General features: G+C 59.0%; 9 protein-coding genes. 6 read left to right on the forward strand and 3 right to left on the reverse strand.

Annotated elements, in window-relative coordinates; translation table 11 throughout:
- The first annotated feature begins 1 nt into the window (after position 1).
- Positions 2-853, forward strand: a complete 852-nt coding sequence (locus LF252_RS17420; RefSeq protein ID WP_226270864.1) for a hypothetical protein — start codon at positions 2-4, stop codon at positions 851-853.
- Here the strand turns inward: LF252_RS17420 and asnS are convergent.
- Positions 786-2,189 carry an asparagine--tRNA ligase gene (asnS, locus tag LF252_RS17425; RefSeq protein WP_226270865.1) on the reverse strand — a complete coding sequence of 468 codons (1,404 nt, stop codon included), beginning with the start codon at positions 2,187-2,189 and terminating at the stop codon, positions 786-788. The two genes, LF252_RS17420 and asnS, sit on opposite strands and share 68 nt — an antisense overlap.
- Before the next feature lie 261 nt (positions 2,190-2,450).
- Between asnS and rpoN the strand changes: the two genes are divergently transcribed.
- The 3 genes from rpoN to LF252_RS17440 all read left to right on the forward strand — a co-directional run bounded on the left by rpoN (position 2,451) and on the right by LF252_RS17440 (position 8,457).
- A complete protein-coding gene (gene rpoN / locus LF252_RS17430) occupies positions 2,451-4,040 on the forward strand; it encodes an RNA polymerase factor sigma-54 (RefSeq protein ID WP_226270866.1) in 1,590 nt (529 codons plus the stop codon).
- A 91-nt stretch (positions 4,041-4,131) separates the two neighbouring features.
- Positions 4,132-4,722, forward strand: a complete 591-nt coding sequence (locus tag LF252_RS17435; protein WP_226270867.1) for a hypothetical protein — start codon at positions 4,132-4,134, stop codon at positions 4,720-4,722.
- Positions 4,723-4,881: 159 nt separating this feature from the next.
- Positions 4,882-8,457 (forward strand): PAS domain S-box protein, encoded by a 3,576-nt coding sequence (locus LF252_RS17440; protein ID WP_226270868.1) that lies wholly within the window; start codon positions 4,882-4,884, stop codon positions 8,455-8,457.
- A gap of 67 nt (positions 8,458-8,524) precedes the next feature.
- Here the strand turns inward: LF252_RS17440 and LF252_RS17445 are convergent, their stop codons facing one another.
- Together LF252_RS17445 and LF252_RS17450 are read right to left on the reverse strand one after the other, a co-directional pair.
- Entirely contained in the window at positions 8,525-9,256 is a 732-nt protein-coding gene (locus tag LF252_RS17445) for a LytR/AlgR family response regulator transcription factor (RefSeq protein ID WP_226270869.1), read from the reverse strand.
- A 287-nt stretch (positions 9,257-9,543) separates the two neighbouring features.
- The gene (locus tag LF252_RS17450) at positions 9,544-10,929 is read right to left on the reverse strand and encodes an FAD-dependent oxidoreductase (RefSeq protein WP_226270870.1); all 1,386 of its coding nucleotides are present in this window, start codon (positions 10,927-10,929) and stop codon (positions 9,544-9,546) included.
- Between the two features lie 640 nt (positions 10,930-11,569).
- Between LF252_RS17450 and LF252_RS17455 the strand changes: the two genes are divergently transcribed.
- Together LF252_RS17455 and LF252_RS17460 are read left to right on the forward strand one after the other, a co-directional pair.
- A complete protein-coding gene (locus LF252_RS17455) occupies positions 11,570-14,194 on the forward strand; it encodes a TonB-dependent receptor (RefSeq protein ID WP_226270871.1) in 2,625 nt (874 codons plus the stop codon).
- A gap of 305 nt (positions 14,195-14,499) precedes the next feature.
- Entirely contained in the window at positions 14,500-17,238 is a 2,739-nt protein-coding gene (locus LF252_RS17460) for a TonB-dependent receptor (protein ID WP_226270872.1), read from the forward strand.
- The last annotated feature ends 8 nt before the right edge of the window (positions 17,239-17,246 follow it).

Here is a 17,246-nt window from a genome sequence, read left to right on the forward strand (position 1 = left end):
CGTGAAAAGACCTCTAGTTATATGTTCATTACTCTCGTTTTCGGCGACATTTAATCCGGGCCGGTTCAACGATAACTATACGATTCGCACCACTACTCCTGATGGGTGCTACCATATCGTATCGGTGCCTTACTTCTGCTCCGATGGTACGGAAGGTTGCCTTAAAGTGCTGGATGCCACCACGCAAAAAGTGCTGCGAGAGTTTCACCTGACCCGCATGATTGGTTGCGTGTATGTGAGCCTGCGCAACCCGGACGTGCTCCTTAAAATTCCTACAGGTATCGGCTTGCCCCCACCCTGGAATTGGGATAACGCCAAAAATGCCCCTGATAGATATGTTAAACTCTATCAGAATGACCGCGCAGTTGACAGCGTAGCTATTCCAGCCGTTTTGCCGGTTGCAGACAGTCGCCGCTATTTCTACACCGGCCGCCAGTTCGACCGTTCCAAGCTGCTCTACCGCAAGCCCGATACGCTTGCCGTGGTTACTCACAAAGGAGTGGCACTGCTGTATATGCGAAACGGCCGCCTGCAAACGAAGCTCAGCCCAGGCTATACTAGGTTAGCTGATTTCCCGCTTTTACCGCTCGATGCTCAAGTGAAATGTTATCCATATCCACAGCCTGAATCTTGCGAATCAGTCCCGTATATAGTGCCGCCACTTACTAAGCCCCGAGTAGTTTTTCCTGATTTTTATAAACGTCGGCGCTTTCCGTGGCAACCGTTTAACCTCAAGAAGACCAGTACGCTACAGCGTACTGGTCTTCTTTCGAAAATCTGCACTCCTAAAACTCCGCCGACTTGGGGAAGCGAGGGAAGGGAATTACGTCACGGATGTTGGCCATGCCGGTGATGAACAGGATGAGGCGCTCGAAGCCCAGGCCGAAACCGGCGTGCGGGGCTGAGCCGAAGCGGCGGGTATCGAGGTACCACCAGAGGTCTTCCTCGGGCACGTGCATTTCCTGCATGCGCTGCTGCAGCTTCTGCAAATCATCCTCGCGCTGGGAGCCGCCGATGATTTCGCCGATGCCGGGGAACAGCACGTCCATGGCGCGCACGGTGCGGCCATCCTCGTCCAGCTTCATGTAGAAGGCCTTGATGTCCTTCGGGTAGTTGGTGAGGATAACCGGCTTCTTGAAGTGCTTCTCCACCAGGTACCGCTCGTGCTCCGACTGCAAATCGGTGCCCCAGTCCACGGGGAATTCGAACTTCTGCTTGGCCGTTTTCAGGATTTCCACGGCCTCGGTGTAGGTGAGGCGTTTGAAGTCGTTTTCCACTACAAACTTCAGACGGTTGAGGAGTTCCTTATCGTAGTGGTCGTTGAGGAACTGCAGGTCATCGGGGCAGTGCTCCAGGGCGTAGCGCACCAGGCTTTTGAGAAAGTCCTCGGCCAGGTCCATGTTGTCCTGCAGGTCGAAGAAGGCCACTTCGGGCTCAATCATCCAGAACTCAGCCAGGTGGCGGGCCGTGTTGCTGTTCTCGGCCCGGAACGTGGGGCCGAAGGTGTACACCTTGCCCAGCGCCATTGCCGCCACCTCGCCTTCGAGCTGCCCCGATACGGTGAGGTTGGTGGCTTTGCCAAAGAAATCCTGGCTGTAGTCTACCGCGCCGGCCTCGTTCAGGGGCGGCTTGGTGTCGGACAGGGTGGTAACGCGGAACATCTGGCCGGCACCCTCGGCATCGGAGCCGGTGATGATGGGCGTGTGGATGTAGAAGTAGCCGTTGTCGTTGAAGTACTTGTGCACCGCAAACGACATGGCGTGCCGGATGCGCAGCACCGCCCCAAATGTGTTGGTGCGAGGGCGCAGGTGAGCAATACCGCGCAGGAATTCCAGCGTATGGCCCTTCTTCTGCAGCGGGTACGCGTCCTGGTCGGCGGTGCCGTACACGGTAATTTCCTCGGCCTGAATTTCCACCGATTGGCCCTTGCCCTGGCTGGCAACCAGCTTGCCGCGCACGGCTATGGCGGCCCCATTGTCTACGCCGTCGGCTTTCAGCTTCTCTTCCGGAAACTGCTCGGCATTGGCTACTACCTGGATAGAATTGAAGCCGGAGCCGTCGTTCACGGCAATAAACTGCACGTATTTGTTGCCGCGGCGGGTGCGTACCCAGCCTTTTACCAGCACTTCACGGTCCAGGTCGGTGCTGCGGAGCAACTCCTGCACGCTGGTTCTACGGAGGTCGGACATGGGGAAATCGGTTCTGCTAAAATTAAAGTAGCTACAAAGGTAGAAGATGTAGCGCGAAGCTCCCGCTTCGCGCACGAGCAAAGCGAGTCGTTGGTACCGCGCCGAATGAACATACCGTACAGGAACTCGCTTCGCTCGTGCCCGAAGCGGAGCTGCGCACTACTGCCCCCAACTTTTTCCCCCGAACCCAAGTACAGAAAGGGCTATATTTGGCCTAACCACCCCGTTTTATAACCGGCGGGGCGTACGCGTTTTTAGAGTATGCAACGACTGGACATGAAGCAGCTTCTCTCCCAGAAGCTGAGCCCCCAACAGATTCAATTTATCAAGCTCCTCCAGATTCCGACGGTGGAACTGGAGGCCCGTATTAAAGAGGAGCTGGAAGCCAACCCGGCGCTGGAAGAAGGCGACGACCAGGAAGACGATTTCGAGGAGCAGGACCGAGAAGATTCGGATGATGCTGACGAAGACTTCGACAACGACCCGGACGCGGAGTTTGACAACCCCGACAATACGCTGGACGAAGATTTCGACAACGACCAGACCGAGGAGCAGCCCGAAATTGACCTTAGCGCTAAGGACGAGCCCTCGGAAATCAAGGAGTCGGAGTCGGCCGACGACCTAGACCTGAGCGACTACCTGCACGACGACGAAATAGCCGGCTACAAAATGCAGGGCGACGGCCCCGGCGACGAAGAGGATGACCGGGAGATGCCACTGGCCGATACCAGCGGCTCGCTGGTGGACAATCTGCTGGACCAGCTGGGCTTCGCCAACCTCAATGAGCAACAGGAAGCCATTGGCCGCCAGCTCATCGGCTCCATCGACGGGGACGGCTACATTCGCCGCGACTTGTCGGCCATTGCCAACGACCTGGCCTTTTCGCAGAATATTGAGGCTTCAGTGCCCGAAATTGAGGCCGTACTGCGCATCATCCAGACGTTTGATCCGGCCGGCATTGGGGCCCGCGACCTGCAGGAGTGCCTGTTGCTACAACTAGAGCGCCGCCCCCAAGATGAGGTAACGGAACACGCCGAGCAGATCCTGACCGAAACCTTCGACGAGTTTACCAAGAAACACTATCCCCGCATTCAGCAGAAGCTGGACCTGGAGGACGATGAAATCCGGGAGGCCGTGGCCCTGATTCTGAAACTAAACCCCAAGCCCGGCGGCACCGGCCCGGTGGGTATGGGCAAAGTGCAGTACATCATCCCCGACTTCCTGCTGACTCACGACAACGGCCAGTTCAACCTCACGCTCAACACCCGCAACGCCCCCGATTTGCGGGTGTCGCCGGCCTACACGGAGATGTTCCGGGCCTACGATAAGGCCTCGAAGAAGGACAAGAAGATGAAGGAGGCCGTGACCTTCGTGAAGCAAAAGCTGGACTCGGCCAAATGGTTTATTGACGCCATTCGGCAACGCCAAAACACGCTATTGCGTACCATGGACGCCATTGTGCGCTACCAGAGTGAGTTCTTTGCCGAGGGCGACGAGAGCAAACTGCGGCCCATGATTCTGAAGGACATTGCCCAGGAAATCGGCATGGACATCAGCACCGTGAGCCGCGTGGCCAACTCCAAAGCGGTGCAAACCGAGTTTGGTATCTACCCGCTCAAGTATTTCTTCTCTGAAGGCATTGCTACCGACTCAGGCGAGGATGCCAGTTCCCGGGAGGTGAAGCATATTCTGAAGGAAATCATTGAGGGTGAGCAGAAAAACAAGCCCCTTAGCGACGACAAGCTGGAAAAGATGCTCAACGCCCGTGGCTACAATATTGCCCGCCGCACGGTGGCCAAGTACCGGGAGCAGTTGAATATTCCGGTGGCCCGCCTGCGTAAGGAGCTGTAGTGCTTCGCTTCCGGCTCAGGTATAACAGGAACGTCATGTTGCGGAAGGCGCAGCATGACGTTCTTTGCGTTGTAACTGCCGTGTTCCGATCATGGATTTCAGCCGCCGATTAGCCGCTTTCCTTTCCGCCGCGTTCCACCCGCTGCTGGTGCCTTCCTACCTGGGCGGGCTGATGGCCGCGCAGCAGCCTGCCAACAGCAACCGCCTCTGGACGATAGTCATCTTCACCTTCTTGTTACCGACGCTGGCGGCCCTGCTCCTGCTGCGGGCTGGCCGGATTGACTCGCTGGAAATGCCCGATCGGCAGCAACGGGCGTGGCCACTGGGGCTGGCGGCCCTGAGCTTTGGGGCGGGTGCGGGCTGGCTGTACTGGCAGGGCGCCGCCCCGCCGCTAGTGCTGGGGCTGGCGGCTATGGCCCTGGCCGTGCTGCTGACCTTTTTAATTACCCTACGCTGGAAAATATCGGCGCATGGTGTGGGCATGGGCGGGGCGGTGGGCCTGCTGCTGGCCCTGGGTCTGCAGGGCCGCGCCGAGTTGGGGTGGGCCCTGGCTGCGGTGGTGCTGGCCGGAGCTGTGGGCTGGGCCCGCCTGAAGCTGCGGGCCCATACGTCGGCTCAGGTGTGGGCGGGCTTGGCGCTGGGGCTGGGCGTAGCGCTGGGCAGTAGTCTGCTGCTGCGGTAGGCGGGCTCGAATCGTTGTGTATCTTTCTTGGAACAACTTACGCCTCAGCAGTACACCTCTACCGAGTTAGTTGCCTTTACTTTGTGGCTTGCCCCCAGCCTGTTCCGCCGCCCCCGTATGCCTTCCTCTTCCGATTCCGCCCCAACTCTTGAACTTCTGATGGTCCAGCTGGAACAGGAGCGCCAAGCCCGCCTCTCCGCCGAGCAGCAGATCCAAAGCCTGCGGCGGCAGCTAGCCGCGGCTCAACGCACCGTTACCCGCCTCACCGATGGCATTACGCGGCTGACGCAGAACTTGCGAGTGGGCGTGTTGGTAGCTCACCAGAACGGTACTGTGGCCCTGCTCAACAGGGAATTTTGCGACCTGGTAGGCCTGGATGAGGTGCTGAGCCTGGGCGAGGCCGGGCAGCCGGTGCAGCCGATTCTGGAAGCTCTCATTGCGCAGTCGGCCCGGCCAGAGGTCACACGTACACGACTGGCCGCCATGCTGTCGGCGGGCCGGCGGGTGCTCAGTGAGGACCTGGAACTGGCCGACAGCACAATTCTGGAGCTGGATTTTGTCCCGCTCAATGGACAGAACGAGCTGGTGGCCGCCGGGTATCTGCTGTCCTTCCGCGACGTGACCCAGGCCCGCCGCGCCGAGCAGTATATGCACTCCCTATCCCGGATTCCGGGCCAGAACCCCAACCCCGTACTCCGGATTCATGCCAACGGCCGGCTGCTGTATGGCAACCTCGCGGCCGAGCAGTTTCGCCAGGAGTACCTCAAGCCCCAGCTGGAGCCGGGCCTACCTCAGCAGGTGTACCAGGCGGCCCTTGAAGCCCTGGCTGGCGACCAGCCGCTGGTGAACCGGGAAATGTGGTTCTGGGGCCGCTGCTACCAGGTAGCCATTGCGCCGTTCGTGGATGACCAATACGTGAACCTGTACTTTACCGACATTACCCCGCTGAAAAACGCTGAAAGTCGGCTAGTGGAGCAACAGGAGTTCTACGAAACGGTGCTTAACCACCTCCCGGCCGACGTGGTAGTGTTCGACGCGCAACACCGCTACCTGTTTGTGAATCCCGCGGCTATTCGCAACCCGGAGTTCCGCCAGTGGATTATCGGGCACGATGATTTTGAATACGCTACGTACCGGGGCCGCACGCCGGAGCAGGCCATCTTCCGCCGGGGCTTATTTGAGCAGGCTGTGGGGCAGCGCGGCGTGCTGGGCTGGGAAGAGCAGATTGACACCCCCGATGGCCCCCGCACGGCCCTCCGCCACCTCCAGGCCGTGTATGGTCCCCAGGATGAAGTGCGCATGGTAATTGGCTACGGCGTGGACATTACGGAGCGCTACGCCGCCGAGGAGCGCCTGCGCCGCAGCGAGGCCTCACTGCAGGAAAACCAGCGCTTTGTGCGGCTGGTAGTGGATACCACCCCTAGCTTTATCTGGGTGACGGATGGCCACGGCAAGGTGCTGTTCAGCAACCGGGCCTTTGATGAACTGATTGTGCTGGGTGCCCACCGGGAAGTCGACCTGGACGACTTTACCAGCCCGGTAGCCCAGGAGGCCCGCACTTTCGCCACTACCGATGAGCAGGTACTTAGCACGGGCAAGGAGTTGGTAATAGAAACTACCTTCACCCTGCGCGACGGCACCACTATGTGGCTGCAAACGGTAAAGCGCCCCCTCTACCGGGCCGACGGCTCGGTGAACGTGCTGGGCGTGAGCACTGATATTACTGAAATGCGCCACGCCCGCCAGACGCTGGAGCGCAGCACCAAGCAGTACCGGGACCTGATGCACTATTCTCAGGCGCTCATCTGCACCCATGATCTGAACGGGGTACTGCTTTCCGTGAACCCGGCGGCGGCCCAGCTGGTAGGCGCTGTGCCGGAGCAACTGGTGGGTCGCTCGTTACACCAAGTGCTCACGCCCAACCTGCACGAGCAGCTGGCCGTGTACCTGCAGCAAGCCCACGAGCAGCAGGAGCTCACCGGCCTGCTCACTTTGCACGGCCCTGACGGCCAGCCCCACCACCTGATCTACAACAACTACCGCGTGGAGGAGCCCGGCGAAACTCCCTACGTTATTGCCTACGGCCAGGAGATTACCGAGCGAATTCAGGCTGAGCAGGAGTTGGTACGGGCCAAGGAACAGGCCGAAAACACTGCGCGGGCCAAGGAGAACTTCCTGGCCAACATGAGTCACGAAATCCGCACGCCTATCAATGGTATTCTGGGTATGGCCGGGCTGCTGGCCAAAACACCGCTGGATGCCGCTCAGCAGGACCACCTGCGCGTGCTGCGTAACTCGGGACGCCACCTGCTTACGGTTATCAATGATGTGCTGGACGTGGCCAAGATTGAAGCCGGCAAGCTGGACCTCGAACAAATGGCTTTTGACATTGGCCAATCGGTGCGCGACGGGGTGCAGAGCCAGGTATACCGGGCTGAGGAAAAGGGCATTGAATTCCGCCTCAAGCCCCTGCAGCTGCCCCACCCCGTGGTTATTGGTGACCCAGGCCGCCTCAACCAAATCCTGCTCAATCTCATCAGCAATGCCATCAAGTTCACCGACCACGGTTACGTGGAGCTGGGTGGGCGGCTCCTGCGCGAATCGGCCACTGAGCTGGAGCTGGAATTTTACGTGCGCGACACCGGCATCGGCATCTCCGCCGATAAGCAGGAGACTATTTTCGAGAGCTTCACGCAGGCCTACGCCGATATTTCGCGGCGCTTCGGGGGTACGGGCCTGGGCCTGACTATCAGCCGCAGCTTGGTACAGCAGCTGGGCGGGCGCATGTGGATTGACAGCCAGGAAGGCCAGGGCAGCACGTTCTACTTCACCTTGCGCCTACCTAAAGGTATTCTGGCACCGCCAGAAACAACTCCGCTACCTCCAATCCGCTACGATGCGCTGCGCGGCAAACGGGTGCTGTTGGTAGAAGACCACCCCGTCAATCAGCAACTAGCCATGCTGATTCTGGAGGGCTGGGACGTAGAAACTCACGTAGCCTCCGACGGCCACGAGGCCCTGGCCCAGTTGGAGGCCCGACTGTACGATGTGGTGCTCATGGATATCCAGATGCCGGGCATGAGCGGCTTGGATGTAACCCGGCGGCTCCGCCAGCACCCCGATCCGCAGCGTGCCAACACCCCCGTTATTGCCCTCACGGCCAATGTCATGCGCTCCGACAACGAGATATACCGGGCGGCGGGCCTCGATTATCTCTCGAAACCGTTCGAAGAGGATGACCTCTACCGGAAGCTGGAGACCAACCTGCGACAGCCCGCCGCAGCCGAATTGGAGGCCAACCCTTTGCCCCAGCCTGCGGCACCCCAGCCCTTCGCTAAACCAGCCACCAGCCCGGAGCCTACCCTGGCTGCTGCCGAGCCAGTGCTCTACGACCTGACCCGCCTGCGAGAAACGGCGCACGGCAGCACCATCTTTATGCAGAAGATTATCGGCTCGTTCCGCACCCATACGCCCGCCACCGTGGAGCAGCTCCGGGCCGCCGCCGCCGCCCACGACTGGCCGGCGGTAGGTAGCATTGCTCATAAGCTTCGCCCCTCGCTGCAGCTATTGGGCATTGCGGCTACCACTGCATCCATTGCGGTGCTGGAACCCTACTCCCGCGCCGAGGCCGGCAGCCAACTGCATTTCGATGCCGAGCTTACAGAGGCAACTACGCTGCTTATTACCTTGCTTACCACAGCTGTGGAACAGTTGGCCACGGCCCTACAGGAATAGCAGAGGCCCGGCCCCGCAAGTGGTTAGCGGGACCGGGCCTCTGCTCGGCAAGCTCCGAAGGCTGGCCTTAAATACGGTTGAGCTTTCGAAAAAAAGCCTCCTGATAAGATTTACCGATGGGTACATGGTGCCCGCCGGGCACTACGGCGGCCCCATCCTCGATGGCCTCAATGCGGCGCATATTCAGAATATAGGACCGGTGCACCCGCACAAAGTGGTCGAAGGGCAGGCGGGCATCCAAGGCCTTCATGGTGGTGTACACAATGTATTTCTGCTTGTCCGTCACGATGATAACGTAGTCCGATAAGGCCTCGATGTACAGCACCTCATCAAAGTTGATGCGCACCATCTTGTTGTTCACCTTCACAAACAGGTCGTTATCGGGCGGGGCCGTGGGGGCTGCCGGCGCGGCCGGAGCCGCGGCGGGCACTGCGTGCTGCTGCAAAGCCCGCTGCACCGCCCGGCTGAAACGGGCGTAGTCGAAGGGCTTTACCAGGTAATCGGTTACGCGCAAGTCGAAGGCATCCACGGCGAAATCCTCGTGGGCCGTGGTCAGAATCACAATGGGCGGATCTGAGAGTACCCGCAGCAGGTCGAGGCCGTTGAGCTGCGGCATCTGCACGTCCAGAAACAGCACGTCCACCTTGTTACCGGCCCGGAAATAGTTCAGTCCCTGCAGCGCATCGTCCATCGAGGCCACCAACTGCAAGGAGTCAGTCAGGGAAATGTAATGCTCCAGCGTCAGCCGGTTAATTTCTTCATCATCGATGATAGCACAAGTAAGTACGGGAGCAGACATAACGGCGCGGCGAAAGGAAGTAATGGGTGGAGCATAACACCCTGATTTTCTTCTAAAAACAAGTTTTGTCGATGCAAAAAACCTGTCTAAAGCGAAAATTCAGCGGTTCAACGGGTAGCTAAGCTACTCGCCACAGCATTTGTAATCAAGTGATTTACGGGAAGATGACCAACGTTTCCCGTTTTGACACAGGTACTGGTGGCCGTGTTAAAGCTGTACCTAGTCCTCAGGCCGTTTTTGGTCAGGGAGTTTACTCCGTTTCTCGGTTTGGGTTACCAAAAAGGTTTCTAGGGCCGCCGGGCCATTTCAGCCGCCACCAACTGCTGCACTTCGGGCCGCTGGTAATCCTCTTCCGACTGAATATGCGGCATCAGGCGCTGCATGATTTCTTCCTGCGCTTGCCCGTTCGCCCAGGCTTCGGCGTAAGGCAAACTCGAAAACGTCACCTGCGAGTACAGCGGCAGCCATTTATCGGGGTATTGCGCCGAAAGCTTGCTCTCAATCTTTTTCTGGAGCAAAAACCGGGGGTCCGCTACCCGGTCGCGCATTTCGCGGAAATTGTACACGGCCAAATCGGCCATGGCATCCGTGTTGGACTTGCGCTGGTCTTCAAACTCCTGAAACACCCGCGCCCAGTTGGGGCCGTGGCGGTGCAGCAGCTCATTCAGCACGGTGCAGTCCTCGAAGCCCGCATTCATGCCCTGCCCGTAGAAGGGCACAATGGCGTGGGCCGCGTCGCCAAGCAACAGCACCTGATCGGCCACCGTCCAGGGAAAGCACCGGATGGTTACCAACGACGACGTAGGGTTTTCAAAGAATTCGGTGGCCAGCTGCGGCATTAGTGGCACAGCATCCGGAAACACCCGCCCGAAAAAGGCCGTGACCTGCTCCGGCGTTTGCAGCGCCGCGAAGGACTCCTCACCTTCATAAGGGAAAAACAACGTGCAGTTGAAGGAGCCGTCGAGGTTGGGCAGAGCAATCATCATGTACTGCCCCCGCGGCCAGATGTGCAGGGCGTGTTTCTCAATGGCCCACTGCCCATCCGGTGCCGCCTCAATGGTCAGTTCCTTATAGCCGTAGTTGAGGTATTCCTGTGAGTAGTTGAACCGGTCGGTGCGCTGCAAGGCGCTGCGCACGGCCGAGTAGGCCCCATCCACCCCAAACAGCCGCTGATACGGCACCACGCGGGCCTGTTGGGTTTCGGCATCCAGCATTTCCAGCTCCTGCCGCCGGATATCCACACGACGGCACTGCTGGTTGAAGTGCAGCGTAATGGCCGGCTCCTGCTCCACCAGGTCCAGCATCCGCCGGTTCAGGCCCGCCCGCGACACCGAGTAGATGGCCTGGCCCGCCTGCCCATAGGGCTGGTGCGTGAGGTTGCCCTGCACGTCGTGCATTACGCGGCCGTACATTGGAATGGCTACTTCCCGCACTGCCTCGGCAATGCCTACGCCCTCCAGAGCCCGCCACCCCCTATCCGACAATGCAAGGTTGATGGAACGGCCTTCTACCGGGCCGTTCCCCCGAATATCAGGGCGGCGCTCAAACAACTCCACCGCGTGCCCGTGCCGGGTCAGGTATAGGGCCAGCAAACAGCCCACTAGTCCACCACCCATAACTGTCAGACTATCCAGCGGTTCGGCAGCAGATGCGGGGTGTGGGGTACTGGTCATAAGGGTGGAAGGCTGAGCGGACGAATAGGCGAAAGTGCCGCGGCGAATGTAAAAGATTCTACCCGCATCCTTTAGCCGAGTGAATCCCGGTGTTAAACGAGCATTTATCCGGGGTTCACCGGAACCGGCCAATATGGCTTTCCGCTTCTTTTATTTTTGAATTATTAAGTGATTGTCTAGACCTGTTAACTATCTACTGTGCCGTACTCCGCCTCCTCCCCTAGCAAGATTCTGGCCCAGCATCACGCCCGGCACCGGCGCCATAGCCGCTACGCGCATTGGCCTCTGGGCTTCTCTACGGAATACAATCGGTCGGGTTCAACCCGTTTCGCAACCCGGCAAGCTCATTGGATAGCTGAACAGTACTGCACGCCCAGCATTCGGGTAGGTGGCTACACATTGGGCGACGAAAATTGCCTGTATCTGTATGGCCCGGAAGATATCCGGTACTGATAGCGCGTCGGCACTGTTGCTATATTGCTCATGCGCAAGGCTGAAATCTTACTTATATCCTACTTTTCACTTCCCAGAATTAGATGACTGCCAGCCGCTTACCGCTAGTTTAATCGGCATACCTACCATATATTTGTACCCCCTTATTCTCATAGGGGGACAGTATTCATTTTTAGACTTTTTCAGTATGAGAAAACATTACCGTTTTCTATTCCTGTTTTTGCTGCTCGTTACCCAGTCGGTACTGGTGATGGCGCAGGAGCTAGGTTCAGTGGCCGGTCGGGTACAGACGGAATCCGGGGAACCGATGCCCGGCGCTACTATCTTTATCCGGGGCACTTTTATTGGTACCAGCACCGACCGGGAAGGCAAGTTTAGCCTCCGTGCTGATTTCAGCGAAGGTCCGGTTACGTTATCGGTATCGTTTGTGGGGTACGAGAGCCGGGAGGTAACCCTGAGCCAGCCCGACAACACCGTGCAGGTACAGCTCAAAATCAACCCGACGCAAACCAATGAGGTAATTGCCTCGGCCTCCCGCGTACAGGAAGGTATTTTGCAGGCGCCAGTTACGGTAGAGAAAATCACCTCACAGCAGGTTCTGCGCCTGCCTCCGCCCGACGTGCAGGTGGGCCTGAACCAGTTCAAGGGCATCGACGTGAACAGCACCAGCATGATCATGAACTCGCTGAGCACGCGCGGGTTCAACTCGGCCAAGTCGGAGCGTCTGATTCAGCTGACGGATTACTTTGATACTCAGTCGCCTTCCTTGAACGTGAACACCGGTAACCTCACGGGCTTGCCCGAGGTGGACATCGAGAGCATTGAGATTATCCACGGCCCGGCTTCGGCCCTGTATGGGGCCAACGCCTTCAACGGGGTGCTGCTGCAGAACTCCAAGGACCCCTTCGTGAATGAGGGCCTGACGGTGCGCGCCCGGGGCGGGGAGCGGAGCTTCTTTGATGGGCAGCTGCGCTACGCCCGAAAAATTGGGGAGAAATTTGCCTTCAAGGTGACGGGTGCCTACCTCACCGCCAACGACTGGCTGGCCAACAACTACTCGGCCACCAGCACCCAAGTAGAGCGTCGCAACAATGCCCAGGGCTCTACGCTGGGCTACGAGGCAGTGAACCGCTACGGCGACGTACCGTTTACGGTACCGGCTACTTACCCCATTGCCGATTTGCGCGGCAAGACGCTGTTCATGCCGGGCTTCGAGGAGAAGATGCTGGTGGGCAACGACGATAAGGCGAAGTCGATAAAGATTCACCCCACGGTGTCGTACCTGCTGACCAACTCTATTAAGATGACGGTAGGCGCCAACTATAACCGAGGCACGGCCAGCTACCAGAGCTCCAGCCGCTACCGTCTCAAGGATTTTGGCACCAACCAGTACCACGGCGAGATTAAAGGGGAACGGTGGTTCCTGCGGGGCCAGTCGATTCAGGATTTTGGCCAGAATTCCTACGACCTGAACTTTCTGGGGGCTTTCATTCAGAACTCCCCCGTGGCCACGGGCAGCACTGTTACCTACGCGCAGCAGTATTTCGGCACTTACCTGAATACGTATGGCGGAGCCCGGCAGGCGGGTCAGACGGATGCTCAGGCCCAGGCTACGGCCTTGGCAGCCGCTACCAAAACCCAGCTCGACCCCAACGGCTCTACCTTCCAGGGCCTGCGGAGCACTATCATCAAAGATGCTACTCCCGGCCGTGGTGCCCGCCTGAACCCCAGCTCTTTGCTGAATGAAGGTAACGCTCAATACAACTTTAAGCTGGGTGAAACCTCTGACCTGATTGTGGGCGCGGCCTACCGCAAGTTCCGCCTGGGTTCCAATGGGAACCTGTTCTCGGACGAAAATGGCCGTATCCAGAACCACGAGTTGGGTGGCTACGCGCAACTGACCAAAAAGCTGCTGGATGAGCGCCTGAAGCTGGCACTGGCCGGCCGTGTGGATGCGTTTAAGAACTTTAACTCTTCCTTCTCGCCCCGCGCCTCCGTGGTGTACTCGGCGGGCAGCAAGCTGCAGCATAACTTCCGCGCCAGCTACGGCCGCGCCTTCCGCTCGCCCACGCAGCTGGATCAGTACATCAAGCTGGACCTGGGCCAGGTGCTGCTGCTGGGCAACGTAGACAATGGCTACCAAGGCTACAGCCTCATTAGCGGCCAGGCTGTGAATATTGCCGCGCTGAAACTGGAGCGCTTGAGCAGCTACGAAGTGGGCTACAAAGGTGCCCTGGGTGAGAAAGTAGCCGTGGACGTGAACTACTACCGCAACTACTACAACGACTTCATTGGCGCCCAGCGCTTTATTGGCAACGCCGACGGCAGCCGCCCAGCCACTCCCGCCGCCGGCCGCGTGCTGCAGGTATGGACCAACGCCAACCAAGAAGTGCGTACGCAGGGGGCCGCCGTGGGCCTGACCTACGCCTTTGCTCCCTTCCTGAACCTGGCCGCCAACTACTCTTTGAACGTGCAGGACCGCAGCGACGTGCAGAACGCCGAGTTCCAGACCTACTTCAATACGCCCAAGCACAAGTACAACGTGGGCGCCAACGGCACGGTGCTGAACCACCTGAGCTACGCCATCAACTACCGCTGGGCGCAGGGCCACGAGTACGGCCTGCCCTTTGCCGTGGGTCAGCTCTCGGACTACAGCGCCACGGATGCTTTTCTGGGATATAATCTAGCCAAGTTCGGGAGCACCCTGCAGGCTGGTGCTTCCAACCTGTTCAACGCCAACAATGTGCAGGTGTACGGGGGGCCGCAAATTGGCCGTTTGGTGTACGTCGGCATTCAGGTCGACATAAAGTAAAAGTACTATATATACAGTTAGCCCGGCCTTGTCTCAAATTGAGACAAGGCCGGGCTTTTCTTATGCTCCAACGGATAGAAGTGACCTAGCGCAGAGCTAGTAGGTGCTCAGAATGGATGGAAACAGCTGTTAACAGGCTTTCCCACAAGTAGACCATTTCCATTTTTGGGATGCGGCTCCCTGTTTAAAAGCCAACGTTGAGCCACTTTTACGGCCCGCTCATCGAAAAGTGCCAGAAACCTGGTAGTTCGGCAGGTAGGTTTGCAGCCAGTAACACCTCTGCAACACGACGACCTACCTAATTCATGAAACATTTGTATCCGGCCGTATTGGCGGCTTCAGTATGCCTTCCCCTCACAACCACGGCCGCCCCCGACCCCTCTTTACTCACTAGCGTACTCAGCGGCTCCCACCGCAACGAAACGGAAAGGTCCGTAGGGGGCCAAGTGCTGAATGATAAGGGTGAAGCCCTGCCGGGCGCCACTGTATTTATCAAAGGTACTTTCATTGGTACCAGCACCGACCAGCAGGGCAGCTTCCGGCTGGATGCCAGCTTTGAGAATGGTCCCGTTACGCTGGTGTTTTCTTACGTGGGCTACGAAACCCGGGAAATCAAGCTGGAAGCTCCCGAGCTGAGCATCAACGTAGGGCTGAGCCCCAGCGCGGCCCTGCTGAATGAAACCGTAGTATCGGCCTCGCGGGTGGAGGAAAACATTCTGCGGGCTCCGGTGACGGTGGAGAAAGTATCGGCGCAGCAAATCGAGAAGCTGCCGAATCCGGAGATTCTGAGCGGTTTGGGTCAGCTCAAAGGCATTGATGTCAGCTCGGCTTCCATGCTGTTTACCAGCGTGAGCACCCGGGGCTTCAACACGGCCAAATCGGAGCGGGTAATTCAGCTGGTGGATTACATGGACACCGCCCTGCCCTCCCTGAACCTGAGCCCCGGTAACCTGGTAGGTATTCCGGAGCTGGACATGGAAAGCATCGAAATCATCCACGGTCCGGCCTCGGCTTTGTACGGCTCCAACGCGCTGAGCGGGGTAATCCTGTTCAACTCCAAAGACCCGTTTGTGTACGAGGGTCTGAGCGTGCGCCTGCGCGGGGGCCAGCGCGACCTGCTGGATGGGCAGCTACGCTATGCCAAGAAGCTGACCGAGAAGCTGGCCATCAAAATCAACGCCAGCGCTTTCCGGGCCGACGACTGGATTGCCAACAACGAAGAAGCCACCCAAAGCTCGGCTAACCCGGCCGGCTCACCGCTGGGCTACAACGCCGTAAACCGCTACGGGGAGTATGGCTACACCTTCAGCCCCAATGTACCGGGCACCAACCAGGAACTATATGGCAAAACGGCCTATCTGCCGGGCTTCTCGGAGCGGGAGCTGATTGCCAACGATAACCGCACCTCGTCGTACCGGGTGCAGGGTGCCGTATCGTACCTACTGCGGGACGATTTGAAGCTGACCGTAGAAGCCAAGCACGCCGAGGGTACGGCCACCTACCAGAACCTGAGCCGCTTCCGCGTGAAAGGTCTGGGCACCAACCAGTACCGGGCCGAGCTGAAAAGCAGCAAAGGCTTCCTGCGGGCCTACACCACTGAAGACTTCACCGGCGACTCGTACGAGCTGAACCAGCTGGGTACGCTGCTGCAGGAGTCGCCTACCACGGAAGGCGGCAGCACTAGCTACGTGCAGCAGTACTACGGCACGTATAACTACGCCTACACCCAGGCCCGGCGGATGGGCCTGCCCATGGATGCAGCCCTGACGGCGGCGCAGCAGGCAGCCAACTCCACCCGGCTCAACCCCTCCGACCCTCGCTTTGCTACGCTGCGCAGCAAAATCATCAACGACCAGCAGCCGGGCCGGGGGGCGCAACAGTACTTCAACTCTTTCTTGCACGATGTAAGCGGGCAGCGCAGCTTCCAGCTTTCGGAAAGCGGCCCGGCTCTTACGGTGGGCGCCGCCTACCGCCAGTACCGCCTCGGCTCCAAAGGCCTACTGTTCCAGGACCAGGATGGCAAGCGCCTGCGCAACCACGAGTACGGCGCGTATGCCCAACTCACCCAAACCCTGCTCGATGAGCGCCTGAAGCTGGCCGTGGCCGGCCGGGTCGATGAGTTCAAGAACTTCAAGGCCTCCTTCTCGCCCCGGGCCTCGGCGGTGTACTCGCTGGGTAAGGACAAGCAGCACAACTTCCGGGCTAGCTACGGCCAGGCTTTCCGCTCGCCCTCACAAGTAGAGCAGTACCTGTACCAGGATGTGAACTACGCCGTATTCCGAGGCAACATCGGCAACGGCTACCAAGGCTACCGCTTCACCAACGACCAAGGCCAATCCTTGGGCTCGGCCCCGCTGAGCACGTTTGAGGTGAACATTGCGCCGCTGAAGCTGGAGCGCGTGAAAACGGTGGAAGTGGGCTACCGCGGGGCTGTGCTGCCCAAGGTGTACGCCGACGTGAGCTATTTCCGCAGCCGCTACACCGACTTCATCGGGGCCCAAGCCTTCGTAGGTAACCAGGATGGCTCCCGGCCCACGGCCCAGCAGATTCAGGCCGGCTTCAACTCGGCGTACTCCGACCGGAGCCAGCCCACCCGCATCCTGTTCACGTACTACAACACAGACCAGCAGGTGAGCACCCAGGGCGTTACGGCTGGCCTGACCTATTACTTCCGGAAGGCACTGAACATCACCGGCAACTACTCCCTGAACGTGCTGGACCGCAGCAACCTGCCGGCGGGCTTCCAGACGTTCTTCAACACGCCCAAGCATAAGTACAACATCGGGGCCAACGGTCAGGCGGGCAACTTCAGCTACACTGTAAACTACCGCTGGGTGCAGGGCCACCTGCAGGAAATGCCTTTCGCCGTGGGTAACATTAAGGACTACAGCACCACCGATGCCTATGTGGGCTACACGGTACCCAAGCTGAAGTCGACGTTCCAGGCTGGGGTAACCAACGCCTTCAACACCAACAACGTGCAGGTATTCGGCGGTCCGCAGATTGGCCGCCTCGGCTACCTGGGCCTGCGGTTTGACTTATAGTGCTTAGT

Origin of the sequence: Hymenobacter pini (assembly GCF_020421205.1) — a bacterium.
Lineage (GTDB): Bacteria > Bacteroidota > Bacteroidia > Cytophagales > Hymenobacteraceae > Hymenobacter > Hymenobacter pini.